The sequence below is a fragment of the Sphingobacterium bovisgrunnientis genome (genome assembly GCF_009829085.1).
In the GTDB taxonomy this organism is placed as follows: Bacteria; Bacteroidota; Bacteroidia; order Sphingobacteriales; family Sphingobacteriaceae; genus Sphingobacterium; species Sphingobacterium bovisgrunnientis.
Genome location: NZ_WUQY01000044.1, coordinates 1 through 25,672, shown reverse-complemented (window position 1 = coordinate 25,672; position 25,672 = coordinate 1). Strand labels below are relative to the sequence as shown.

General features: G+C 36.0%; 26 protein-coding genes and 2 tRNA genes. 15 read left to right on the top strand and 13 right to left on the bottom strand.

Annotated features, from left to right (window positions below; translation table 11 throughout):
• Nucleotides 1-962: 962 nt before the first annotated feature.
• Nucleotides 963-1,409 (bottom strand): TonB-dependent receptor plug domain-containing protein, encoded by a 447-nt coding sequence (locus GOQ16_RS15790; RefSeq protein ID WP_262886277.1) that lies wholly within the window; start codon nt 1,407-1,409, stop codon nt 963-965.
• 839 nt (nt 1,410-2,248) lie between these two features.
• Between GOQ16_RS15790 and GOQ16_RS15785 the strand changes: the two genes are divergently transcribed.
• On the top strand, nt 2,249-3,235 hold the full coding sequence (locus GOQ16_RS15785; RefSeq protein WP_160070171.1) for an aldo/keto reductase: 987 nt from the start codon (nt 2,249-2,251) through the stop codon (nt 3,233-3,235).
• On the opposite strand, the gene GOQ16_RS15780 is transcribed toward GOQ16_RS15785, so the two are convergent.
• Nucleotides 3,232-3,519 carry a hypothetical protein gene (locus GOQ16_RS15780; RefSeq protein ID WP_160070170.1) on the bottom strand — a complete coding sequence of 96 codons (288 nt, stop codon included), beginning with the start codon at nt 3,517-3,519 and terminating at the stop codon, nt 3,232-3,234. The genes GOQ16_RS15785 and GOQ16_RS15780 overlap by 4 nt on opposite strands.
• A gap of 565 nt (nt 3,520-4,084) precedes the next feature.
• Between GOQ16_RS15780 and GOQ16_RS15775 the strand changes: the two genes are divergently transcribed.
• The 4 genes from GOQ16_RS15775 (at nt 4,085) to GOQ16_RS15760 (ending at nt 5,393) form a co-directional block, all read left to right on the top strand.
• Nucleotides 4,085-4,327, top strand: coding sequence for a hypothetical protein (locus tag GOQ16_RS15775; RefSeq protein WP_160070169.1), 243 nt, complete (start codon nt 4,085-4,087; stop codon nt 4,325-4,327).
• 91 nt (nt 4,328-4,418) lie between these two features.
• Nucleotides 4,419-4,748: a hypothetical protein gene (locus GOQ16_RS15770; RefSeq protein WP_160070168.1), complete on the top strand. Its 330-nt coding sequence runs from the start codon at nt 4,419-4,421 to the stop codon at nt 4,746-4,748.
• A 43-nt stretch (nt 4,749-4,791) separates the two neighbouring features.
• Nucleotides 4,792-4,863, top strand: a tRNA-Glu gene (locus GOQ16_RS15765).
• 71 nt (nt 4,864-4,934) lie between these two features.
• Entirely contained in the window at nt 4,935-5,393 is a 459-nt protein-coding gene (locus GOQ16_RS15760) for a transposase (RefSeq protein WP_240141066.1), read from the top strand.
• Between the two features lie 145 nt (nt 5,394-5,538).
• On the opposite strand, the gene GOQ16_RS15755 is transcribed toward GOQ16_RS15760, so the two are convergent.
• A tRNA-Glu gene (locus GOQ16_RS15755) sits at nt 5,539-5,610 on the bottom strand.
• A 141-nt stretch (nt 5,611-5,751) separates the two neighbouring features.
• On the opposite strand from GOQ16_RS15755, the gene GOQ16_RS15750 reads away from it, so the two are divergent.
• A complete protein-coding gene (locus GOQ16_RS15750) occupies nt 5,752-8,178 on the top strand; it encodes a family 20 glycosylhydrolase (RefSeq protein WP_160070167.1) in 2,427 nt (808 codons plus the stop codon).
• 58 nt (nt 8,179-8,236) lie between these two features.
• Here the strand turns inward: GOQ16_RS15750 and ribH are convergent, their stop codons facing one another.
• From ribH to GOQ16_RS15735, 3 genes are all read right to left on the bottom strand, one after another.
• Entirely contained in the window at nt 8,237-8,725 is a 489-nt protein-coding gene (ribH, locus tag GOQ16_RS15745; RefSeq protein WP_160070166.1) for a 6,7-dimethyl-8-ribityllumazine synthase, read from the bottom strand.
• Nucleotides 8,726-8,796: 71 nt separating this feature from the next.
• The gene (locus tag GOQ16_RS15740) at nt 8,797-9,453 is read right to left on the bottom strand and encodes a tetratricopeptide repeat protein (protein WP_160070165.1); all 657 of its coding nucleotides are present in this window, start codon (nt 9,451-9,453) and stop codon (nt 8,797-8,799) included.
• Between the two features lie 93 nt (nt 9,454-9,546).
• Complete coding sequence (locus GOQ16_RS15735) at nt 9,547-11,466, bottom strand: polysaccharide biosynthesis protein (RefSeq protein ID WP_160070164.1); 1,920 nt, start codon at nt 11,464-11,466, stop codon at nt 9,547-9,549.
• Nucleotides 11,467-11,568: 102 nt separating this feature from the next.
• Between GOQ16_RS15735 and GOQ16_RS15730 the strand changes: the two genes are divergently transcribed.
• From GOQ16_RS15730 to GOQ16_RS15720, 3 genes are read left to right on the top strand one after another with little or no spacing between them, the layout of a single operon-like run.
• Nucleotides 11,569-12,771 (top strand): alanine dehydrogenase, encoded by a 1,203-nt coding sequence (locus GOQ16_RS15730; RefSeq protein ID WP_160070163.1) that lies wholly within the window; start codon nt 11,569-11,571, stop codon nt 12,769-12,771.
• Between the two features lie 5 nt (nt 12,772-12,776).
• Nucleotides 12,777-13,634, top strand: coding sequence for an alpha/beta hydrolase (locus GOQ16_RS15725; protein WP_160070162.1), 858 nt, complete (start codon nt 12,777-12,779; stop codon nt 13,632-13,634).
• A 5-nt stretch (nt 13,635-13,639) separates the two neighbouring features.
• Nucleotides 13,640-14,149 carry a TlpA family protein disulfide reductase gene (locus tag GOQ16_RS15720; RefSeq protein ID WP_160070161.1) on the top strand — a complete coding sequence of 170 codons (510 nt, stop codon included), beginning with the start codon at nt 13,640-13,642 and terminating at the stop codon, nt 14,147-14,149.
• Here the strand turns inward: GOQ16_RS15720 and GOQ16_RS15715 are convergent.
• The 6 genes from GOQ16_RS15715 to porX form a co-directional block, all read right to left on the bottom strand.
• Nucleotides 14,124-15,176 carry an ABC transporter ATP-binding protein gene (locus tag GOQ16_RS15715; RefSeq protein ID WP_160070160.1) on the bottom strand — a complete coding sequence of 351 codons (1,053 nt, stop codon included), beginning with the start codon at nt 15,174-15,176 and terminating at the stop codon, nt 14,124-14,126. The two genes, GOQ16_RS15720 and GOQ16_RS15715, sit on opposite strands and share 26 nt — an antisense overlap.
• A gap of 63 nt (nt 15,177-15,239) precedes the next feature.
• Nucleotides 15,240-16,043, bottom strand: coding sequence for an outer membrane beta-barrel protein (locus tag GOQ16_RS15710; RefSeq protein WP_192922542.1), 804 nt, complete (start codon nt 16,041-16,043; stop codon nt 15,240-15,242).
• Between the two features lie 21 nt (nt 16,044-16,064).
• Entirely contained in the window at nt 16,065-16,820 is a 756-nt protein-coding gene (locus GOQ16_RS15705; RefSeq protein ID WP_160070159.1) for a hypothetical protein, read from the bottom strand.
• Nucleotide 16,821: 1 nt separating this feature from the next.
• A complete protein-coding gene (locus GOQ16_RS15700; RefSeq protein WP_160070158.1) occupies nt 16,822-17,361 on the bottom strand; it encodes an RNA polymerase sigma factor in 540 nt (179 codons plus the stop codon).
• Between the two features lie 64 nt (nt 17,362-17,425).
• Nucleotides 17,426-17,842, bottom strand: a complete 417-nt coding sequence (gene tsaE, locus GOQ16_RS15695; protein ID WP_160070157.1) for a tRNA (adenosine(37)-N6)-threonylcarbamoyltransferase complex ATPase subunit type 1 TsaE — start codon at nt 17,840-17,842, stop codon at nt 17,426-17,428.
• Nucleotides 17,843-17,854: 12 nt separating this feature from the next.
• A complete protein-coding gene (porX, locus tag GOQ16_RS15690) occupies nt 17,855-19,408 on the bottom strand; it encodes a T9SS response regulator signal transducer PorX (RefSeq protein WP_160070156.1) in 1,554 nt (517 codons plus the stop codon).
• A gap of 242 nt (nt 19,409-19,650) precedes the next feature.
• Here porX and GOQ16_RS15685 point away from each other — a divergent pair, with 242 nt between their 5' ends.
• From GOQ16_RS15685 to efp, 6 genes are all read left to right on the top strand, one after another.
• A complete protein-coding gene (locus GOQ16_RS15685; RefSeq protein ID WP_160070155.1) occupies nt 19,651-20,907 on the top strand; it encodes an HD domain-containing protein in 1,257 nt (418 codons plus the stop codon).
• Nucleotides 20,908-20,941: 34 nt separating this feature from the next.
• Nucleotides 20,942-21,970 carry a UDP-3-O-(3-hydroxymyristoyl)glucosamine N-acyltransferase gene (gene lpxD, locus GOQ16_RS15680; protein ID WP_160070154.1) on the top strand — a complete coding sequence of 343 codons (1,029 nt, stop codon included), beginning with the start codon at nt 20,942-20,944 and terminating at the stop codon, nt 21,968-21,970.
• Between the two features lie 25 nt (nt 21,971-21,995).
• Nucleotides 21,996-23,387, top strand: coding sequence for a bifunctional UDP-3-O-[3-hydroxymyristoyl] N-acetylglucosamine deacetylase/3-hydroxyacyl-ACP dehydratase (locus GOQ16_RS15675; protein ID WP_192922541.1), 1,392 nt, complete (start codon nt 21,996-21,998; stop codon nt 23,385-23,387).
• Nucleotides 23,388-23,397: 10 nt separating this feature from the next.
• A complete protein-coding gene (gene lpxA / locus GOQ16_RS15670; RefSeq protein WP_160070152.1) occupies nt 23,398-24,192 on the top strand; it encodes an acyl-ACP--UDP-N-acetylglucosamine O-acyltransferase in 795 nt (264 codons plus the stop codon).
• 21 nt (nt 24,193-24,213) lie between these two features.
• Nucleotides 24,214-24,834, top strand: a complete 621-nt coding sequence (locus GOQ16_RS15665) for an ABC transporter ATP-binding protein (RefSeq protein WP_160070151.1) — start codon at nt 24,214-24,216, stop codon at nt 24,832-24,834.
• Nucleotides 24,835-24,907: 73 nt separating this feature from the next.
• Nucleotides 24,908-25,468, top strand: a complete 561-nt coding sequence (efp, locus tag GOQ16_RS15660; RefSeq protein WP_160070150.1) for an elongation factor P — start codon at nt 24,908-24,910, stop codon at nt 25,466-25,468.
• 123 nt (nt 25,469-25,591) lie between these two features.
• Here efp and GOQ16_RS18205 read toward each other — a convergent pair.
• Nucleotides 25,592-25,672: transposase (locus GOQ16_RS18205; protein ID WP_192922543.1), on the bottom strand; the 81-nt coding region annotated here is incomplete at its 5' end.

The following is a 25,672-nucleotide window of genomic DNA, read 5'->3' as shown; positions in this document are numbered from 1 at the left end:
ATAGGTGAAGCATCTCCTGATACTATTCGTGAGTATATTCTCAATCAGGGTTAGTCGCTTACATCCCACAGGCTAAAGACCTGTGGGTTTTACGCTCCGTTTTATAAAAATTGCTTGCGAAAGCGATGATTTTTTGACGTGTATCTCAGTTTGTAATTTTGTCTCAGTTATACAGTATTACTATAACTATATTTTCTCACACATTGCGGTACATGGTGCTAAAAAGTTGCTACATATCCTCTATATTTTAATTTCATCTTTAGTGCTTAAAAGAAGTTTAATTCCCCTAGTTTAAGCAAATATAATAAATAAATAATAGAAGATAAAAACATCCTTTATTATTTATTCAAATGTGCATATATATATTAGGCAGGGATCAATGCGTATAAGGCAAAGGACCTATCATTTTCTACAACATAAAAAATAAAAACAAGGTAATTTTTGTTAATTTTTTTAATCACTCAGGTTGTTTTTAAATAGAAGCAATAGTTAAGAATGCATTTAATATTTTGTTTTATTTTCGCGTATCGGTGATTTAACATTTAATAGCCTAGCTTTACTTAACATTTTTAGAAACTGTTATAGACGCTTTTCAATTCATTATATCTGCTATAGATTTTATTTTACTTCCAGCTACCACTATTTGAAAATGGATATGGCGTTAATATGCAATTGTTACTAGAAACGACATGTTAAATAATGTTCGATATTTCATAGATGTCGATAATGATTATGTAAAAGTCGTTAATGGTAACCAGTGTTTCTAAGAGTTTTGTTTTATTTGCAATAGTACATTATTAGGATTTTTTCGATCAAAAGATTTAGATATCCTTATTTAATAATTATTATATGCAGGACCTGAATTTGAATAATCATAGTGTAGGGAATGATATACCTCCAGTTATTTTTGGCACCAGTGGAAGTACCCTTCATTGAACAGTAACCATTCCACATCGATGTAATTAGGAGGAGGGCATGTGTGGATAATAGTACAGATTTGGTTTCTCCGCAATAATAACGTTTGTATTGAGCCCTATTCGCAGAGGCTGGTTGAATTTCCCCCTTTTGGTCGTTATAACAATTACATCGTTCCCCGCTCGTGCCCCCCATATGCTGGCGGCCGATGCGTCCTTAAGTACCGTTACGTTTTCGACATCATGGGGATTGATGTTGTTTATGTTCCCTTCATAAATGAAATTGTCAAGGACGATCAGCGGATCCAGGGGGCCGTTGATGGTACTTAGGCCCCTTATCGAAATGTTGGTGGTGTTCTGTGAGTTGCCATTGGATTTTCCGGTGGTGAAACTAAGTCCGCTGGTAATGTTGTTGAGACTGGCCAACAGGTTAGTATCTGATTGCTGGTTCAGATCGCTGGCCCCAAGACTTACGACTGATCCAGAATAATTGATTGCAAAAAGGAGTGTTGAACAGAGGGACAGGCTTATGGAAGAATGGATACAGAAAACTAAAAAAGACCTGCAAATATTTGCAGGTCTTTTAATTATTAATTCAGTAGAGTGTGGGCTAAAACTGTCGACCTTTTTTGAAGATCATGAAGCCATCCTAAATGCAAAAAGCTTACTCAAATGATTGACCGCCAGTCTCTGAATTCGAGACTGGCTTTATTTGCCGCTAACAAATATTTTGTTTGTAGCAAGCGAGACGCGAAAGGTAATCAGGTTGAAAGGAAGAAGTGTTAGCATTGAGATTGGAATCGACGCACAGGGCAGGGTCAGAGCTACGACTGTCGACCCTATTAGACGATTGTGAAGCCATATTGGATGCACGGAACCTTCTCAAGTAAGGTTCCGTACCATAGACCATCAAACAATAAATAGAAAAACAGACGCATTTTTAATATCAACATCAATTTTTAGCAAATCAATAGATTTATAAGAGTACCTAATCAATATCCCAAAGAGCGGCAACGGTATCTCATTATCGCTTCTAAAAGCAGGGAAATAATTTCTGAAAAAACATTTTAAAAAGAAACGCTTATATTCGTAATAACATCACGAATTATGTGATATATTTCAGCACGGGCAGCGATGGAGTTTTATCTAAAGGTTGGTTTCCAAGAAACATACAATAGCTTCATTGTAAAAACGCGTGAAATAGAAGTAGAATTGCAATGTGATTACTGAAATCAATAAAAATAAACGGATGAAACTTCCATAAATTGTCACGAACAAAAGGATGAGATTAATTTATGAAAGCTTCTTTACCGATAAAGAACAAATTTAGTCGAATGAAAAAAAGACAACTTGGAAAAAACGGATTCGAAGTAAGTGAAGTGGGACTCGGATGTTGGCAATTGGGCGCCGACTGGGGTAATGATATTTCTAAAGATAAAGCATTTGAAATTTTGCAAGAAGCTATAAACTCAGGCATCTCCTTTTTCGATACTGCGGATGTTTACGGCGATGGTAAAAGCGAAGCAATTATCGGGGAGTTTTTAAAATCTACCAGTACACCTTTACATGTGGCCACTAAATTTGGCCGTTCTGCAGATGCTTATCCGGATAAATATTCTAAGGATGTACTTAGAAGCTGTGTGGAAGGTTCTTTAGATCGCCTGAGAGTAGAGCGTTTAGATTTAATACAACTACACTGTATCCCCACACAATACTTAAGAGATGGAAAAATATTCGATTGGTTAAGAGAATTACAGAAAGAGGGATTAATCCGACATTTTGGTGCTAGCGTAGAAACTGTAGAGGAGGGATTGATTTGTCTACAACAAGAGGGACTGCTGAGCTTGCAGGTCATTTTTAATATATTCCGCCAAAAACTAGTGTCGGAGTTATTGCCACAAGCACAGGAAAAAGGTGTAGGGATAATTGTTCGTCTTCCATTAGCAAGCGGATTGTTAACTGGCAAATTTAACAAGAACTCCACCTTTGCCAAAGACGACCATCGCAATTTCAACAAAGACGGAGATGCGTTTAATATAGGAGAAACTTTTGCCGGATTGCCTTTTGAAACAGGAATAGATTTAGTGGAAACCATCAAAAAAGATATTCTTCCGCAGAATCTGACCATGGTACAATTGGCGCTACGTTGGATATTGGACCACCAAGCAGTAAGCACTATTATCCCGGGGGCAAGTTCTACTGCACAAGTTATCGGTAATGCCGAAGCTTCGGATATATCCGGTTTATCGGTTGAAACACATCAGGCATTGTCTAAATTATATAAAGAAAAAGTGCATGACTCTATTCGTGGGGGGTATTAGAGACAAGGGAGCTCCAACATTTCCTCAGTCAATATTTTGTCCTTTTTGAATGGTTTTAGTATATATGCCTCTCCGGGTGTCAGTACGACCACTCGTTCGGGATTCTTTACCAGTTTCTTTAATTGTTCGGGATCAGCATTGAATGGCGTGAAATCCGGCGCATCGATGGTTCGCCAATGGGATAACAATAAAGGGGTATCCGGGTAGGCCGCTGCAATTTTCAATGCTCCTTCCAGCGTAAAATGCCATTCATTGTCAGAAAAATCAAAGAAAATAGCATCCATTTTTCCTTGATTTTTTCGTAAATTAAGGTTTTTCTTCCAACGCCCATTAGCTGTATGGTAGACTCACCAAATGGGACATGAGCAATTTCAATAGCCATCTTGAAGTCCTGCCCAAAGTTCTTTAGTTTTTCCCTATTGAAGAAGCTTTTCGATATCTATCTATGAAAAGAACCCTACGGCTGACAGACTGTTCGGGAGTTAAAGGGAGAGGTGCAAAAATGACTCTCTGAATGCCTCACTTTTTTCTTGGGAATTCTTAGAGGTTTTGTAGATACTGAAAATCGGATAGGAGGAACGGGATTAATTCCCGTTCCGACCTTCCACAGTACCGCACGTACCGTTTGGTATACGGCGCTTCCCTAAGTTGTAACACAAACTCGCTTGTATTCTGCCAGTAAAGATGGGTACCCCAGTTGTTTAAGATAGTCGTTGGAAAGGGTTGTTGACAGTATCCAGCTTTTTGCTATGTGCAAGTAACTTTTCCTTGTGTTGGCCCATTCGTACGCCTTGTACTTACTTACGCCTAGTTGTACCAAGTTCCTAATTTTAGACTTGCTATGCCTACGTGAACAAATTCCAAAGCTATCCCGATAAGGCCATTTTCAAGGAACAAGTAATAGGGCTACTTGCAGGGGCAACCACGGTAAATACATCCGACCCCAGCCAGTCGCTGATTTCCTTTTTTGACCGACAGGTAAAACTTAACCGTGAGGGCAAGCGAACCGTGTTGAAAGGCAATCTCGGCACTGCCATCCTCGGCGTAGTGTTTGCGATATCGTCGTTGCAGTTTGTCTACCTGCCCCCATAAAACATGTTAGAGCGACCCAAGCACCATTGTACTCAAAGCTCAACCAATCATTCCCCGGCTCGTAAATCTCTATCGGGCTTTTGAAAGCATTGTGGCTAATATCTTGCTCCGCGCGCGACTGATAAGGCAAGCTTGCTATACATTGACAGAAAGAGATACCAAGTCAGATGATTTCAAATATTTGAAACTGGGGATTAAGAAATTTACAAAGTTCATTATTGATCGTTTTTCAATAGAAGAGGTCATAACAACTTCAGCAAAAGTTGCCGATCTGACTTCATTGTTGAATAAAGAAAATCAGGAAATAGAACGGCTTAAAACTCCGTTGGAAATCAAAGATTGGATGATTGAAAATCCAAGCTACAATAAATTAAACAAGTTAAAAAAACCAATCCACTTATTTTTTACAAAAAATTTGTAGTTGAAATAATAAACTTCTATATTTGCAGCACTTCAGAAATGATGGCCCGTTCGTCTAGGGGTTAGGACGCCAGATTTTCATTCTGGAAACAGGGGTTCGATTCCCCTACGGGCTACAAAATTTCATATCAAAACATTCAAAAGCCTGCAAATTAACGTTTGCAGGCTTTTTTGTTGTGCGCCCGGCATGGGCGATAACTCTAGGGTGCAAGTCCCGAACACGCCATTACAGTTGGAAGTGTTAGCCGAAGGCAAGGGTGTCCACCGTGAGGTGGAATCTGAAGGAAGCATTAGGCAATTTAACGTCAAATTGGTCTTGGGTGTCCCAGTGTCAAAGTCAGGACAAGCATATGATTTAGGGATTGCTTTAGGAGATATTTTTACCAAATGCAAAGACAAAACACTTGCCTTTACCAAGTTGGGTTTATGGCATAATAAAGTAGAGAATGCGGGCATCATCTCTTTTGAGAGTGTAGCAAAGTCGATAGCAGCACATCATCCTGAAATACTTCATTACTTCGATAACAGAAGTACAAATGCATCAGCTGAGTCTTTCAATGCTAAATTAAAAGCGTTTCGTAGTGTATTCCGTGGGGTAAGAGATACTACTTTTTTCTTGTATAGAGTAATGAAATTGTATGCTTAAATATATTCACCACCCAAACTTTCAGTATGATCCCTTTTTGTCGAGTTGGAGTGAGGTTCGGCGAACTCTATAAAACCAAAAACCGTCTTTAAATATATTTAAAGACGGTTTTTGAATCTTATTGACTCTCTTCGGAGCCTCTCGGTAGCCCGTAGGGGAATCGAACCCCTGTTTCCAGAATGAAAATCTGGCGTCCTAACCCCTAGACGAACGGGCCGTTATTTGTTTCGGTGTGCAAATATAGTTTTAATTTTTTGATGACCAAAAAAAAGTAAAAAAAAATTGTTATATATGTATACATTATACAATTCTAGTTATGATAAATTACCAATTTTGTTCCATTTTACTGCTGCTCATTATGAGTATTTTTAATAGTGAATCTGTTTATTCACAATCAATTGCAGACAATTTAGTTATTCATTGGAAACCTTCTCCCCAATATAATGGAAAGGATAACTTGAATCTATCTTTAACTATAAAAAATAAAGGCAAGAGCGACTTTAAGTTGGAAGAATGGGATTTATTCTTTAATTCTATGTTTCCTGTATTAGATAAGGAAACTGAAAAATATACTATTTCTGATTTGCGTGGAAATACGTTCAAAATATCATTTCGTTATAATTTAAAGTCGATGGATTCCATTAAAATCGATTATGAGAGTAAATTTCCCATTGCTAATATTTCAACGATGCCTAATGGGTTCTTTTTCTTAAATAAAGGTGCTCAGAAGAATTTTGTCGGAATTTCAAATGTTACTTATGAGCCAATAAATAGAGGTGAGCAAGAGAATAGGACGTTTTTAGAAAATCTTTATACTAAAAATGCTTCTTTTGATAAATCTTTAGCACCGCTGTTAATATTTCCGACTCCTAAATATTTAAAAAAATTGGATGGCGAGTTTGCTGTAAATCGCATATTGAAAATATATGGAAATGATAAGGATCTTCAGGTTTTTGAACGTGAAGTTAATAGATTATTTATTACGGAACGCGGCAATTCGCAGAATCAAGCGGATATTATTTTGATAGAAAATAATACGCTGGGCAAAGAAGCATACAACCTATATATCACCAAAAATAAATTAACTATTGAATCGTCCAATTCTATTGGTCTTTTTTATGCTTTGCAAAGTATAAAATCTCTTTATAAAGGCTTAGAAAACAAGTCATATTTGCCGGCATTAGAAGTTCATGATGAGCCAAGATATGGTTACAGAGGTTTTATGATGGATATCGCGCGCAACTTTCGTGACAAGTCTGTCGTGTTAAAATATTTGGATTTGATGGCTGAAAATAAGTTAAATGTTTTTCATTTTCATTTCATCGAGGACGAAGCTTGGCGCATTGAAATTCCCGGACTTCCCGAACTAATAGAGGTCGGTGCTAGACGTTCGCCATTGTTTCATCTTGAAAATGCATTGCAACCTGCTTATGGCTCTGGTATTAATGAAACTAAATACTATCTGACGCGAGCGGATTTTATAGAAATCTTGAAATATGCAAAAGAAAAGCATATACAGGTCGTGCCAGAAATAGAAACACCAGGGCACGCGCGTGCATCTATTAAGGCTATGGAATACCGCTACAATAAATATATGTTAGCGGGTGATAAGACGGCCGCTGAAGAGTATTTATTGCATGATTTGGATGACAAGTCCGAATACAACACTGCGCAGAATTTTGGGGACAATGTTCTAAACCCAGCATTACCATCTGTTTATAGATTTTTAGATAAAGTGCTTACTGAATTTATATCGATGTACGCTGAAGCAGGAGTGCCATTTGAGAAAGTTTCTTTAGGTGGTGATGAAGTTCCTCCTGGTGTCTGGGAGAAGTCAACAAAAATTAAAGCGTTGATGGACAAGGAAGGAATGACAAGCGTACATCAAGTTTGGACGTATTACATTTCCAAAATCAATGAATTGTGTATTTCAAAGGGATTGCAAATGGCTGGTTGGGAAGAAATAGGCATGGTGAATAAGGGATCTGGTATGGTTGTGAATCCTGACATGCCCAACAAGCAAAACATGCAATTGGATGTATGGAATAACATAATTGGTGGAGGTCAGGACGATTTGGTCTACAAACTGGCGAATGCTGGGTATCCAACTGTATTAATCAGTGCTTCTAATACATATTTTGATATGATGTGGGATACTTCATTTGATGAGCCGGGTTTGAAATGGGCGACTTACGCAGATTTATATCATTCATATTCTCTGTTTCCAGAAGATTATTTTGCCAATATACATACCTATTATAGTGGAAAAAAATTGGAGAAATCGTATATAAATAAGTTGGTTCGGATTACTGAGAAGGGTAGATCCAATTTCTTAGGAATAAAGGGAGGAGTATTTGCTGAGACATTGTTGGAGGATGAGAATTTGGATTATCTGGCATTTCCTAGATTTTATGTCTTAGCAGAAAGGGCTTGGTCGCAACGCAGAACATACGAGAGCGAATCAACTTATGATAAAGGAAAATTTGATAAAGATTATGTTGCATTCCTGAATCGTGTCGGTCAAGTTGAACTTCCTTCAATTAAAGATAAAGTAGCATTTCGCCTTCCGCGGGTTGGATTGAAAATGGACAATTCTATTGTTAAAGGGAATTTAGAATATACTGGATTTCATGCGTATTATACGCTAGATGGCAGTATTCCATCATTGGATTCGCCTCGTTTCGATTTCAAAAATGGTATTAATGTGAATCCTGGAAATATTTTAAAAGTTGCGGTTGTTGATACGGATGGAAGGGTCGGGCCAATATCGACTATAGAATTATAAAAACACAAAATGCCAGATTTCATTGGTCTGGCATTTAATATTTTGAAAGAACTTCTTATTAATATTTTTTGCTGATGTGTGCCATTTGAATAGCTGTAACAGCAGCTTCTTCGCCTTTGTTTCCATGCTTGCCGCCTGCGCGATCAGTTGCCTGCTCTAGATTATCAGTTGTTAAAACACCAAAAATAACAGGCTTATTGTACTTAATTGCTACATTACTAATGCCATTTGCGACAGCATCACAAATGAAATCAAAGTGTCTAGTTTCACCTTGAATAACACAACCTAAACAAATGACTGCATCTAAGTCTTTATTGCGTAAAACGATGTCAGCACCAGTTATTAATTCATAACTTCCCGGCACTTCAATAATATCGATATCCTCTTCAGTACCACCATTTTTCAAAATTCCATCGATAGCACCATTTAATAATGCTCCTGTGACCTGTGCATTCCATTGGGATACTACAATTGCAAATTTCAATCCTTCAGCACTTTGAACTTGGATGTGAGAAAAATCGGATAAGTTTTTTAGCGTACTTGCCATAATATTCTTTTTTTAACTAAAAAGGCCGCTTGATAGCAGCCTTATTATGTAATGATTGTTGTTTAATTCAATTATTGCTTAGCTTGCACACGAGCTAAAGGGCCGTCTATTGTCGAAGCTTCAGCGCTTTGCGGAAAATCAGTTTTGATTTGTTGGTATGCTTTTTCCGCTTTTTGGTACTCATTTAATTGCTCATTAACTAAACCTAGCTTTTTCAAGAATAAAGGTGTTGTATATGAGTTCTTAGATTTTCCTACAGCTTTCTCGTAGTAATCAGCAGCGTTTTTGTAATCATGGCTGTCTGAATAAGCGTCACCGATCAATCCTACTACTAGTGGATCCAGAATATCACTTCCAGTGTCTGAATATTTTTTTAAGTAGTTGATTGCTTCTTGGAAATTTCCTTCACGTAAATATAAACCGCCTAAATAAGCATTTGCAATATTTGCAGATGGCGTATTCGAATATTCGTCCGCAATTTCTTTTAATCCTGTAAAACTACCATCACCTTCGATAGCTTTCTTTTGTAAAGAATCGATGAGAACATATTCTTCGGCTTGATACATAGCATCAGCAGCAGTTTCTGCTCTAGGTGCTAAATATAATTTTTGGTAGCCAATATATAAAAGAATTAATACGACAACAGCGCCAATGATAAAAATCAGGCTTTTTTGATTGTCTTGAAAAAAAGATCCTTTTTGATCTGTAGAATTAAGATTTGTTGACATTAGTTTATATTAAATAATACTATGGAACGCAAAAATACACTTTTATTGAAAATTTCCAATAGTGATTTCCATAAAATGCTAAATTGACGTGAATTAACTTGTATGTATCGATGGATGATCTAATGACTCGTAAATTGAATTCTGACTTTTAAATTCAGGTACGATAGCTTTCATCTGACGAACAATATTTGTGCTTTGTTGAGTTTGTACCATTTCGAATAAGATATCCAATTGTGATTTTACTTCCTCAAAACAGTTTTCTCTTACTTTGGCAATCATGATTTTTTCATGGTGGGTCGGTAAAGTATTCTCCAAATCATTAAGCAATTCCTCATACAATTTTTCGCCCGGTCTAAGGCCTGTGAATTTGATTTCAATATCTTTATTTGGTTCAAATCCTGAAAGTTTAATCATCTTTTTCGCTAAATCAACGATTTTAACGGATTTGCCCATGTCAAAAACAAAGATTTCACCACCATTACCCATACTACCAGCTTCGATTACCAATTGACAAGCTTCAGGTATAGTCATGAAATATCTTGTTATATCAGGATGCGTAACCGTGACTGGACCACCTTTTTCAATTTGTTCTCTAAAACGAGGTATTACAGAGCCATTCGAACCTAATACATTACCAAAACGCGTCGTAATAAATTTCGTTCTTTTCTCCACATTGTCTTTTTCCAGCTTGTAATTCAACGCTTGCACATAAATTTCTGCGATACGTTTAGTTGCTCCCATTACATTAGTCGGATTCACGGCCTTATCTGTGGATACGAATACGAATTTTTTAGCTTTAAATTCAACAGCAAGATTTGCTATGTTGATAGTGCCCAATACATTCGTTCTAACGCCTTCTATTGGGTGATTCTCTACCATTGGCACATGTTTGTATGCTGCGGCATGGTATACAATTTGAGGTTTAAATTCTTCGAACAAATAATGCATACGATCATAATTCTTCACATCCGCGATGAAAGTATGATAGATTTGATCTTTAAACTTTTCTTGCAAATCAAGGTGTAGGTTGTGCAAAGGAGATTCCGCTTGGTCACAAAGAATAATTACTTGCGGTCCAAATTTACTAATCTGTGTTGCGATCTCACTACCTATAGAGCCTGCTGCTCCAGTAACTAAAACGCGCTTCCCTCTTAACTGTTCTGAAATAGATTCGTTATCTATTTGTATAGGAGCTCGCTCTAGTAAATCCTCAATTTTAACATTTTTGATGTGATTTACAGAGAAATCACCATTCATAATTTGTTTTGCTGGTGGAATGGTTAGTACAGAGATATTATGCTCTAAACAGATTTCAATTATTTGCGCTTTTTTATCAGAAACTAAAGAAGGTGTAGCTATGATTAACTCGTCTACTGAAAGTTTATTTATAACGTTTATTAGGAATTCAGATTTGTAAATGCGAACTCCGTCAATTGATTTACCAACTTTAGTTGGGTTATCATCTAAGAAACCTACGATTACTTTATTTGTAGTTAAATCGTGGTCAAAAGTCCTTTTTACAGCTATACCTAATTCCCCAGCACCAAAGATTAATACATTCTTTTTAATCTTTTTAGCAGTTCGAGAATATTGGAAAAATACCTTTATAGAAGTACGGTAAATTACAAGGCCAACAAATAAGAGTAAAGAGTAAATAATTATTAACGAGCTGTCAATTATATTTGGTAATCTTAATGCAAGCAAGAATAATTTAGCACCAAAGAGAATGATTACTGTCAATAAATTACTCGATAATATACGAATAGAATCGGTTGAACTTGTATATCTAACGATTCCAGCGTATAATTTAAATACCGCAAATGATACGACAGTTGCTCCCAAACACAATAGGAATGCTGATGCGAAATCATTTGGACTAAATTGTATATTTTTAGTATCTTGATAAATGTAAAAAGCAATTAAAAATGCAATAATTGCTGATGTAAGGTCTAGAAAAAATATAACCCATCTAGGTAATATTTTTACATGGTTAATAACTTTAAAAATTTTCATTTATAATTTTAGCCTGCGTATAACGCAAAGCTATCAAAAAATGGAATATAACTTAATATTCTTTTTGCAATTATTTATCAAATGGACTAGAAGAGTAAAAATATGACTAATTATAGTGAGGAAGTGCTCGGGCAAACAAAGGAGTTATTAAAGTCTGTAGGAAAGAGTAAACGAGAGTTGGTGATTGGCATACCCAAAGAGACAGTTTTCCAAGAAAAACGTATTGCCTTAACGCCACTATCTGTTGCTCTCTTAGTAGAATATGGACATCGAGTAATAATAGAGAGTGGAGCAGGTGATTCTTCTAACTTCTTGGATCACCATTATAGCGAACAGGGGGCACAGATTGTTCATGAAAAAGAGCGCGTATACAATTCGGATATCGTAATTAAAATTGCAGGTCCAACTTTAGATGAAGTTAAGTTGATGCGTAATAAGCAAATTTTGCTTTCATCACAACAGCCGAGTCTGCTGGATAGTGATGTCTTACAAGCGTTAATGAAGAAACAAATTACTGCTCTATCGTATGAATATTTACAAGATGAGGGAGGACATCTTACTGTTGTGCGTGCGATGAGTGAAATCGTAGGTGCTACCTCTATACTCGTTGCAGGAGAATACCTGTCAAATGTATTTGATGGAAAGGGGCTAATGCTAGGAGGAATAACAGGTGTGCCGCCAACAGAGATTGTAATTATAGGAGCAGGTACTGTTGGGGAGTTTGCAGCTCGAACGGCTATTGCACTAGGCGCACAAGTAAAAGTCTTTGATAGCTCGGTATATCGACTGCGGAGGCTACAAAACAATATTGGTTCTCGTGTATACACTTCGGTAATTCAACCTATAATATTGAATAAAGCTATTAAATCTTGTGATGTCGCAATTGGCGCGTTACGTGCCAAAAATGGTCGATCAGCTTGTTTAATATCTGAGGAAACAGTTTCGGAAATGAAGCCAAATTCAGTTATTATTGATGTTTCTATTGATCAAGGAGGATGTTTTGAAACATCAGAAATAACGACGCACGACAAGCCAGTTTTTCGAAAATACGATGTAATTCATTATTGTGTTCCAAATATTGCGTCACGAGTTGCTCGTACCGCGACGTATGCACTAACCAATATTTTTACACCTATACTATTGCAAATTGGGGAATGTGGTAGCTTTAGCAATTTGATTTGGAGTCATTCAGGTATTCGAAATGCTGTTTACCTTTATCAAGGAAATCTTACAAATAAAGATATTGCAGATCGATTCAATATTCCCTACAAAGATTTATCTTTGATGATAGTTGCAAACCAATAAAACCTATGAAACTATTTCTAACACTATTTATGACCTTATTGTACGGATTTTTACAAGCACAAGAGCAAATTACTTTATATGCGGAGATTCCGAACACGAAAGACACTGCAAACATTGAAAAGAATAAACCTGAGTTATATGCTTATATACCAAAAGAAATAAAGCATACAAAAGTATTTCTGATTCTTCCGGGAGGAGGATATAGCCATCATGCTATGGATCACGAAGGGCATCAAGTTGCTAATCGTTTAAATGAGCAAGGTTATTGTGCATTTGTCCTAAAATACAGATTACCATCTGCTAAGCAACAAATTGATAAGCGTATTGCTCCTATTCAAGATGCCCAACGTGCTTTAGTAGTAACTAAGGAAAAGCTCAAAGATTTAAAATTAGAAAATCCGCAAGTTGGCGTTCTTGGATTTTCGGCGGGAGGACATCTTGCTTCCACACTCTCTACACATTTCGATACGGATTATCACCAAAAGAATTTGACTTCAAAAGCTCTTCGCCCTGATTTTTCGGTATTGGTATATCCAGTAATTTCAATGGAAGATGGAGTAACGCACAATGGATCAAAAGCAAATCTTATTGGTCCGAATTTTACAACAGAAGATGTTATACGATTTTCGAATGAAAGAAATATAAATGCTTCAACGCCTCCGACATTTTTGATTCATGCAAAGGATGATAAGGCAGTTCCGATTGAAAATAGTTTGCGCTATCAACTAGAATTAAATAAGTATAATATTCCAAATTATTTATTCTCGTACGAGAAAGGAGGGCATGGTTTTGGTATGAATAATAAACAAGAACCAAGAGATTGGTTTGATGTAATGATAAAATGGATAGATAATATTAAATAGTAAGGATGAAAAAAGTGTTATGGAGTTTGGGCGTATTTTTATGTTTTGTGATGACAGCAAATGCTCAAGAGTGGAAAGTAAAATTGGGAGAGCAAACTCCTAAATTTAAAATAGAAGGTAGAAATAATCAGATAATATCTTCAGAAAGCCTTAAAGGAAAAGTCGTCTTATTAAACTTTTTCGCAACTTGGTGTCCGCCTTGTAGACAAGAATTACCACGATTGCAAAAAGAGATATGGGAAGACTTAAAGGCAAATGAAGATTTGGCTGTTTTTGTATTGGGAAGAGAAGAAGGATGGGATAAACTGGACCCATTTATGGAAAAGCATAACTATACGTTCCCGATTTTCCCGGATTTGAAAAGAGGAGTTTTTGGTTTGTTTGCTGATCAATCCATTCCACGAAATGTAGTTCTTGACCGCAATGGAAAGATTATTTACCAATCCATTGGTTTTGAAGATAAAGAATTTTCAAAAATGGTTCAGCTGATTAAGAATGAGCTGGAAAAGAAATAAAATCTAATATTTCAAGAGCGACTCCTGTTCCTTGCGGAATGGGAGTTGTTGTTTTTACAATAGCATGGATATCGAATTCAGCATTGCTAATCAAATATTCGCTATAAAATCCCCTAAATTTAATTTCATGGATTAAAAAAGATGAATTCACATCTTCTCTTACATCAATCCATTCTTGATGAATTGCGATAGGTTCAGCAGTTAAAATACCTAATGCTTTTGCCTGATCCACGCCTAAAATGTTGCTTTTTGCCAAAAGCAAAGCTGTATATGGATGTTTTGGCTGATAATATAAATCTTTCGGATGACCTGCATCCAAAATTTTTCCGTTTTGCATCACAATCAACGCATCGGCCATAGCCAGTACTTCCGCGGGATCGTGTGAAACCAGAATAACAGTAAGTCCAGTCTCGCGTACGATTTGTTTAATATCTTGTTGAAGTCCATCTCGAAATGCTGCATCTACTTGGTTGAACGGTTCGTCCATCAAAAGCACTTCAGGGTCATTAATCAAAGCACGCGCAATTGCAACACGCTGACGTTCACCGCCACTAAGATCAGCCACACGTTGTTGTGCGAGATGATCTATCCTTAACTTTTTTAGAATTTCCGCAGTACGTGATTGCTTATAGTCCAAATTCGTATTTGGCAATTGTGAGGCGATATTATCCCACACTTTGGCATATAAATTTAAATCATCAAAACCTTGCGAAACCATTTTCATAGCGTCGTGTCCAGGGATTAATTTGTCTTTACGTGTTGGAACTAACCAGCCTTTGTATCGCACTTCGCCGTTATTTGGTTCTAAAAGACCATAAATCAATTTCAGTAGTGTACTTTTTCCACTGCCAGATTCACCGATGATAGCTGTGATTCTGTTTGCTTCTATTGAGAAAGAAACATTATTGACCGCTGTGACTTCCTCTTTTCCTGTGAAAATAGAGGTTAAATTTTCGCCGTAAATAGCAGCAACGTCCAATTTTTGAGTATCCGTGTGAATATATTTGCAAGATGAAGTAGTAGCCATAAAATAAAAATGCCGAAATTTTCTTTCGGCATAAAAATAGGGTTTAAAAATGAAATATTTGGATTAAAATCCTAAAGTAAGACCAAACGCCAAGTTGTTTAGGTTTTTCTGTGCGGGACTTTTTTCAAAGAAATCATTTACATAGTATTTTGCAAATATTCCGAAATCATCGTAGCCTAATCTCACGAATGGACCATACTGAAATGAGGCTAAACTGTAATTATCTTTAAATTTTTGCTTACCGTTTTCTTTACTTTTCAAACGTTGTGTACCTTTTAATAAAACTCCTGTCATCGCACCAAATGCTACTTTCACACGTTCGCCTTTTCTGTTTTTGTCACTTCTCCATTCGAAAGTTAATGGCAAACGCAAGTAAGTTGTCGTAAAAACATTTTTAGAATAATCTGTATCATTCGGGTCAATTTCTGTGTAAGAAATTGGAGAAGTATTCTCATTTAACAAAATGTTATTTTCCAAACGTAGGTAGTTCCATTCAAAGCCAGCAGAAATGTATGTTTTGAAATTATCGCTTGCACGTAATCCAAATTGAGCAATATCAAAACCGAAGTTAGAAGCTTTTTTATATTTCAAAAATTGATTTTCATCCGAAAGCGAAAATGCGCCATCATCCATTATTCTGGAGAATCCCCAATCAATGCGCGAAAATGTAAGTCCTCCGAAGGCACGTGGGTATTTGTTATTATTAGACTCACTCTCTCCTAAAATTGTAAAGCTTTTATTATTCGATTTTACGGTGTCTGTCTGCTCTACTACTACAGTTGTTGTAGTTACTGTTTGCGCATTTAGTGTAGTTGAAGTAAGGATACAAAGCCCTAAAGTTGCTATTATCTTGTTATAAGTTTTCATATATCTATCTGTTAATTGTGGTTATTTTCTTGCTAATGAATTGAATATGTTTAATGAAATAGAACCTTCTTCATCGTTTCTAAATTCTATTTCTTTATTTTCTTGTATATCTATGCTTTTTGTTATGATATTCTTGGTTATTCCATTTAATACGCGAGTCACTATAGATGATTTTGTTTCTTCTTGTGGTGTTGTGAGCGCATAAGAAGGTTGAACATCGCTATTTATTGGCTCTAAAGTTTTTACTTCTTCAATAAAAGGTTGGTTAATCTCAATGTCTGCAGATACCGAAGCTACTATATTTTCCAAGTGTAGAATCTCGTCTTTTTTGATATCTTCTTCAGTATAATACTGTGCATTACCTATTACTTCAGCAGATGTTTCCTTGATTTGTATCTCTTTCGAAATGCTAGCTAAACTTTGTTTCTCTACAGGTTTACCTAAATTGTTTGTAGGCGTTTCCACAATACTTTTCTTTTCGGATTCAGTTGTATTTGAATTCGGCTGAACAGTTTGTTTTTCCATTGCGCTCAAGACCTCTTCGATTTTTTCATTACCAGAAGGAATAGGCTTTTTGTAAAAAGTCAATCCAACGCCAAAGAACAATAAAAGTATTGCTGCAATAGAAAGCTGAGCTCTATACTTAACATAGAAAGGAATTATTTTTTTCTCTTTGGCAAATTCCTGCTCAATTCCTTCCCAGACACGATTGCTCGGTGCCTCTTCCGCATGCTCGAAGGCATCTTGGAATAATTTATCTAAATCTTTTGACTCCATATTATATCGAGTTTTCTTTAATCAATTTTTGTTGTAGAACTTGTCTTGCTCTTGAAAGTTGTGATTTGGAATTACCTTCCGAAATTTGCAACATTTCTGCTATTTCTTTGTGGCTATAACCTTCTATAGCGTATAAGTTGAAGACTGTTCTGTAGCCCAGAGGCAATTCTTTGATGATTTTTAGTAAGTCTTTGTAGGAAGTATTGTCGCTCGTAAAATAACTGTGCATCGTGTTTTCATGTTGCTCTTCGATACTATCTGTAAATTTATCTTTACTCTGGCGATAGCTTTCGATAGCCGTATTGACCATGATGCGTTTTACCCAACCTTCCAAAGAACCTTTGCCATCATATAAATGATATTTGGTAAAGACTTTGATGAATCCATTTTGAAGAATGTCTTCTGCCTCAAGTGTTGTCTGCGCATAACGTAAACAAACCACAAACATTTTTTTGGAGAAAAAATTATAGAATAGCGCTTGAGCTTTCTTGTCCTGCGCACAGCAACCTTGCCATATTCTATCTAAGTTAAAATTCTCCAATTGATGTTAGTTTAATAGGAAGACGCACGGAATTGGAGAAAGGTTGCATGGGTATTGAAAAAAATTATTTTTTTTCCAGGGTAATTAATCGATGTTGATTTTCAATTACCTCAATCGCGACTTTTACGTAGTTCAAAGGCAATAGGTTAGGGATTTTTTCGGACCATTCTACAAAACAATAGTCTCCAGAATAAAAATATTCTTCATAGCCCATATCCAAGGCTTCCATTTCATTTTTAAGTCTATAAAAGTCGAAATGAAAAATATTTCCGGAAGGAATAGAGTATTCGTTTACAATAGAAAAAGTAGGACTAGAAGTTTGTTCTGTTACGCCTAAAGCAAGGCACAATTCATTAATAAAAGTAGTTTTGCCTGCTCCCATATTACCATAGAACAAAAATATACGTTCATTTGGGAAAGTATTTACAACTTTTTGAGCAGCTTCTTTTAGTTCGTTTAAATCTTTAACTACTATTTCCATTCTGCAAAATTATCATTTTGGAATGTAAGTGGCGTAAGGAATAATCATTTCTTCGAGTGAAATGCCGCCATGTTGAAATGTGCCTGAAAAATAATTTGCAAATTGATTGTAATTATTCGGGTAAACAAAGTAAACATCTTCCTTTGCAAACAGAAAAATAGAACTCATATGCAACATTGGAAGTTGCGCATCTTGTGGATTTTTTATAGTAAAAACATCTTTACTGATGTAATTTAAATTCTTGCCCTGTTTATAACGAAGATTAGAGTTGGTATTCTTGTAGCCAACAACTTTACTTGGTTTCTTGACGCGAATAGTTCCGTGATCAGTCGTTATGACGATGCGGACATTTTTTTGAGAAAGCCATTTGAGTGCATCCAAGAGAGGAGAATGTTCGAACCAAGAAAGGGTCAAGGAACGATATGCAGCCTCATCGTTTGCTAGTTCACGAATCATAGCCATGTCTGTACGTGCATGAGAAAGCATGTCTACAAAATTATACACTAGAACATTGAGGTTATTATTCATCAAATTGCTCAAATTGTCTACCACATCTCGACCTTGTTCTAAGGTTAATACTTTGGTATAACTGTGTTTAATTTCCTTGCGATATATTCGTTTCAGTTGGTCTGCAAGAAACTTATCTTCATTTAGGTTCTTTCCACCTTCATCATCATCATTTTGCCATAAATCTGGAAACCTTTTTGACATTTCTAAAGGTGTAAGACCGCTAAAGATTGAATTACGAGCATATTGTGTTGCGGTAGGAAGGATACTGTAGTAATTGTCTTCTTCCTCCAAACGGAAATAATCAGTTATGACATCATTAATCTGCTTCCACTGATCGTAGCGAAGGTTATCAATCAGAAAGAAAAAAGTTGGACGTTCGTCGGATAGTGCAGGAAGCACTTTCTTTTTAAAAAGTTGATGCGACAAAACTGGAGACTCTTCTGGATTCTTCATCCAGTTGAGATAGTTTTTTTCTATGTATTTGAAGAAAATATTATTTGCTTCCGCTTTTTGAGTGCGCAATATTTCGTGCATACTTTCATCTTCTAGCTTTTCAAGCGAAAGTTCCCAATAAATTAATTTTTTATAAGCCTCTACCCAGCCTTCAAAATCTAAACCGTCATTAATTAATAGCCCCAGATTTTGAAATTCTTGTTGATAAGCCATCGAGGTTTTTTCGTTGACAATACGTTTGTTTTCGGTGAATTTTTTTATCGTTAAGAGTATTTGTCTTGGATTCACAGGCTTTATGAGATAGTCATCTATTTTGGCACCTATCGCTTCTTCCATAAGGTGTTCTTCTTCATTTTTAGTGACAAGAACATTTGGAATGGTCGGATTTATTGATTTTAGAATACTCAAAGTTTCTAAGCCCGTTAAACCAGGCATGTTTTCATCCAAAAATACCAAATCAAAGGGCTCGTTTCGAAAGGCTTCAACGGCATCTGTTCCATTATTTACGGTTTTGACTTTGTAGCCTTTATCCTCGAGAAGTAAGATATGTGGTTTTAGGAATTCGATTTCATCATCTGCCCACAAAATATGTGTTTTTGCCATTTGTATATTCAAGTTTGAAAAGAACAAAACTGTTAAATCAAGTGAATGTAAAATTGACTATTCTGTTCCTAAAATTAAGTTGTATAATAGTCATAAAAGGATGATTATTCCAAATAACTACCTTTTTTTAACATTAATTAACGGTAATCTCTTTATCTTTGCGCGTATCTTAGATTAGGTGTTTTTTATTGATAACCGAAGCATAAGTATAAAGATAGCAAAGTTCATAAAGTAATAGACTGTTGAATAAGAAAAAAATCATTAATGATCCAGTTTACGGTTTTGTTTCAATACCGTCGGGTTTTATTTTTGATTTGATTCAACACCCTTATTTTCAGCGCCTACGTTATATTAAACAGGTGAGTATGACGCACATGGTTTATCCAGGTGCACTTCATACACGTTTTCAACACGTGATTGGTGCAATGCACTTGATGCAGTTAGCAATTGATACCTTACGTAGTAAAAATGTATTGATTTCGGATGAAGAGGAAGAAGGTGCATTGGTTGCGATTTTACTGCATGATATAGGGCATGGGCCCTTTAGTCATTCTTTAGAACACACTCTTATCGAAAATGTGTCGCATGAAGTGATTTCTTCCCTGCTGATGGATAGGTTGAATGTTGAATTTGAAGGAAGACTTTCTCTAGCTATTACGATTTTCAATGATAAATATTCTAGACGGTTTTTACATCAATTAGTTTCTGGGCAGTTGGATACTGATCGAATGGACTACTTGAATCGTGACAGTTTCTTTACTGGGGTTTCTGAAGGTGTAATTTCCTTTGATCGCATCATAAAGATGCTGACAGTGGTAAATGACGAATTGGTCGTGGAAGCAAAAGGAATTTATTCCGTAGAAAAATTCTTAATTGCACGTCGTTTGATGTACTGGCAAGTTTATTTACACAAAACTGTAATTGGTTCTGAGCAAATGTTAATAAAAGCATTAAAGCGTGCAAAGGAATTAGGTAATAGTGGTGTGGATTTGTTTGCTACCCCTGCTTTGCAGCATTTTTTGAGAAACAGAATCAATTCTGAAAATTTTGTCATTCATGAAGAGCATTTGAATTGGTTCACAAAATTGGATGATACAGATATTCTTTCGGCTTTGAAATGTTGGACTGAACATGAGGACTTTATTTTAAGTACACTTTGTAAAAAAATATTACGTAGAGATTTATTTAGAACAGAATTGCGTTCGGTTGATTTTGAAATGGAAGAAATCGAATTGTATAAAAATAAAACTAAAGAATACTTTCAACTGCAGGATGATGAGGTTGATTATTTTGTTTACCATCAAATAATTCACAATTCAGCTTATAATGCAGATAAGGAACCTATCCGGATTGTAAATAATAAAGGGCAATTGTTGGATATAGCAGAGGCTTCGGATTTATCAAATTTGGAAGCATTGTCAAAGAAAGTTATAAAATATGCATTAACATACCCGAAAGAAATAGGGTTTGTAGAAGTTGGCGGAAGCTTGAAAGATTAAATTTATTTCAGAAAAAAAGATACATTTGTAGTACATGCAGTTTACAGCGGAGCAAATAGCGACATTATTAAATGGTACAGTTGAGGGGAATCCAGAGGCTTTGGTTTCACAATTGGCCAAAATTGAAGAAGGGGTAGAGGGAGCATTGTCATTTTTGTCTAATCGCAAATATGAACATTTCTTATATGATACAGCATCAAGCATAGTTATCGTAAATCAAGATTTGGTGTTGCAAAAACCAGTAAATACCACAATAATTCGTGTTGAAGATGCCTATACTTCTTTTTCGCAATTGTTGAAGATATATCATGCAATGCGTGTAGATCGTTCGGGACGTGAAGATCAGGCATTTGTTCATGAAACAGTACAAATTGGAGAGGGTGGCTACATTGGCGCTTTTTCTTACATCAGTAAAGATGTGAAAATAGGTAATAATGTTAAAATTTACCCAAGAGTATATATTGGTGATAATGTTACAATTGGTGACAATTCTATATTATTTCCTGGTGTAACGGTTTATTATGATTGTGTAATAGGTAAAAATGTAACGATTCACTCAGGTGCTGTTATTGGAAGTGATGGTTTTGGTTTTGCACCACAACCTGATGGAACATATGATAAAATACCACAGATCGGAAATGTTATTTTAGAAGATAATATTGAGATTGGTGCTAATACTGTTATTGATAGAGCGACTTTAGGTTCAACCATAATTCACAGAGGTGTGAAATTGGATAATTTGATACAGATTGCTCATAATGTAGAGGTAGGAACTAATACAGTAATTGCTGCTCAAACAGGAGTTTCTGGCAGTGCAAAGGTCGGTAAGCAAGTTGTATTGGGTGGACAAGTTGGGGTCGTTGGACATATATCTATAGCTGATGGTACACAAGTACAAGCTCAATCAGGAGTTAACCGAAGCATAACGGAAACATTTAAGAAATGGGGTGGTACTCCATTTGCACCATATACAAGTCAATTACGTTCTCAGGTAGTATATACTAGACTTCCAGAATTGGAAAAACGTATTATCGAACTGGAGAAATTATTAAAAGATAAATAAAACTATTTACCCTAATATGGATGAAATGAACACAAAGCAAAGGACAATAAAATCTGAGGTTACGATTTCAGGAATTGGTTTACACACAGGTAAATCAGTTACCTTAACCTTAAGACCAGCTCCGGAGAATCATTGGTTCAAATTTAGACGCGTTGATCTTGAAGGTCAACCAATCGTATCAGTAGATGCGGATAATGTTACTGACACTTCAAGAGGAACAACTATTTCTGAGAATGGTGCATCAGTAAGTACAATTGAACACTTAATGGCTGCATTAATAGGTTTGCAAGTAGATAATGTGCAGATTGATTTAGATGGTCCTGAAGTTCCAATCCTAGATGGAAGTTCAAGTGTATTCATAGAAAAATTAACAGAAGTGGGTTTTATAGATCAAGATGCAGATCGTGATTTTTATGAAATTAAAGAAAACATACATTATTCTGAACCTGATCGCAAAGTTGAGATTGTAGGTATGCCTTTAGATGGTTACAGATTGACTTGCATGATTGATTTTAATTCTCCAGTATTAGGAAGTCAACATGCGTCTATTAGTTCCATAGATGAATTCGAGAAAGAAATTTCTTCGTCACGTACTTTCTGTTTCTTACACGAGCTAGAGGCTTTAGTAAATAATAATTTAATTAAAGGTGGCGACTTGTCTAATGCCATCGTTATAGTAGATAAAGAAGTATCTACAGAAGAGTTAGACAAACTTCAAACTTTGTTCAGTAAGCGTGTCACAGTAGCTGATGAAGGAATCTTGGATAACATCCAATTGAGACACCAAAACGAACCAGCACGTCATAAATTATTGGATATGATTGGTGATCTTGCATTGGTAGGGCGCCCAATTAAAGGGCATATCATGGCAGCAAGACCAGGGCATGCGGCTAACGTGGCTTTTGCTAAACGAATTAAAAATCAATTCAAGAGAGACAGAAATAAGAAGAAAATAAATACGTATGATATCCACGCAAAACCTGTGTATGATACCGTACAAATAATGAAAATTCTTCCACATCGTCAACCATTTTTGATGGTGGATAAGATTTTGGAGCTTTCTCAAACACATGTAGTAGGTCTAAAAAATGTAACTATGAATGAAGATTTATTCATGGGACATTTTCCTGGAGCACCTGTATTTCCTGGAGTTTTACAGATAGAAGCTATGGCGCAGACTGGCGGTATTTTGGTGTTAAATACAGTTCCAGATCCTGAAAATTGGCTGACTCTATTCTTGAAAATAGAGAATGCAAGATTTAAAAACCAGGTGCATCCTGGGGATACCATTATATTCAGTTGCGAATTATTAGAACCAATTCGTAGAGGTATTGCTCGTATGAAAGGTGTAGGAATGGTCGGTGAGAAGATAGTGAGTGAAGCTGAATTGATGGCTCAAATTGTAAAAGTGAAATAATCAACATATAATGATACAACCTTTATCATATATACATCCTGAGGCAAAAATTGCCGAAAATGTCGTGATCGAGCCATTCAGCACGATACATCAGGATGTAGTCATAGGCGAGGGCACGTGGATAGGGTCTAATGTGACCATTATGAACGGCGCTCGAATCGGAAAGAACTGCCGTATCTTTCCAGGCGCAGTAATCTCGGGTGAGCCTCAAGACTTAAAATTTGAGGGTGAGATTACGACTGCAGAAATTGGAGATAATACTACCATACGCGAATGTGTAACAATAAATAGAGGTACAAAGGACAGATACAAAACTGTCATTGGTAAAAATTGCTTGATTCAAGCATATAGTCATATAGCACATGACTGTATTATCGGGGATCACTGTGTATTTTCAAATTCAAGTACACTTGCTGGTCACATTACAGTTGGTGACCATGTTGTTTTGGCAGGATTGGTTGCTGTACATCAATTTTGTAAGATCGGATCACATTCATTTGTGACAGGTGGTACATTAGTGCGTAAAGACGTGCCTCCATTTATAAAAGCTGCACGTGAACCTATTTCTTATGCAGGAATTAATTCGGTAGGTCTTCGTCGCAGAGGTTATACTTCGGAGCAAATTTCTGAAATTCAAAATATTTACCGTGTCTTATTCGTTCAAAATAGAAATCTTGCAAAAGCATTAGACATCGTAGAAGCAGAATTTGAAGCGACAGAAATCAGAGATGAAATTTTAGGTTTTGTTCGTAGTTCGAATCGTGGTGTTGTTAGAGGATTTAACACGGGCAAAACAGGTGCATAATCATTAAAAACGTCGTTATTATTGAATATAACTCTACAAAATTTAGGAAGAAGGTTTAATCAAGAGTGGATTTTTAAGGGTATTGATTATACCTTCTCCTCAACTAAGTCATATGCTATTTTAGGACCTAATGGTTCAGGCAAATCAACACTTATTAAAGTGTTGACTGGGCAATTAACACCCAGCGAAGGCAAGATACAGTACGATTATGAATCATCTTCTATTGAGGTTGATGATATTTACGAGCATATATCTTTAGCTGCACCGTATATTGAGTTGATTGAAGAATTCACGTTAAATGAATTGCTCGATTTCCATTTTAAATTCAAAAATCATCTTCCCAAATTTGATAATAATCAAATCATCTCCTTATTGGGCATGGAAAAATCTGCCAACAAAGGCTTGAAATTTTTTTCTTCTGGGATGAAACAACGCGTCAAATTGGCTTTAGCATGTTGCAGTAACTCTAAAATTTTATTTTTAGATGAACCTACCTCTAATCTCGATACTTCTGGTGAGAATTGGTATTTGGAATTAGTAAAATTGACTTCATTCTCAGGTCGTTTACTTATTATAGGATCTAATCAAGAGAAGGAATACTCCTTTTGTGATGAAAAATTCGCGATTACTACGTATAAGTAAGCCATACGTTTTCATAAGCGCATAGTTTTTTCTATTTTTGCATTAGTAATTTATTAACTATAATATAAATCAGATGGCTAAAGCTTCAGATGTAAAATCAGGAAATGTTTTACGTTTCAACGGTGAATTAGTAAATGTTGAAGAATATATACACCGTACACCGGGAAACTTGCGTGCTTTTTATCAAGCCAAAATGCGTAACGTAAAGACGGGTAAGGTTGTGGAATATAGATTTCGTGTAGACGAAGCAGTGGAGATTGCGCGTGTTGAGACGAATGATTACCAATATTTGTACGAGGATGGAGAATTTTTCGTGGTAATGGATAACCAATCTTACGAGCAATTTAATATTCCAAAGTTTTTATTCGGTAGTTCGGCACGATTCTTGAAAGAAGGAATGAACGTTGTCGTAGCATTTGAAAGTGATGAGCCTATCATGGCACAAGCACCTAAGAATGTGGAATTAGAGATTACGTATACAGAGCCAGCAGTGAAAGGTGATACATCTACTAACGCATTGAAAAAAGCTACTGTTGAAACAGGAGTTGAGATTAATGTACCTCTTTTTATAAATCAAGGAGATAAAGTTAAGGTAGATACGGCGACAGGCGATTATATCGAACGTGTAAAGTAATACATATAAAAAAATTAGGTTTAGGTTGATTATTTCGGTCTTGTTAGTACTCCAACTACAAGGCCGTTTTTTATAAATCGTAGCGTAAAACCCACAGGTCTTTAGCCTGTGGGATGTAAGCGACTAGCCCTGATTGAGAATATACTCACGAATAGTATCAGGAGATGCTTCACCTATTGAACAAACAAAATAACCATCAGACCA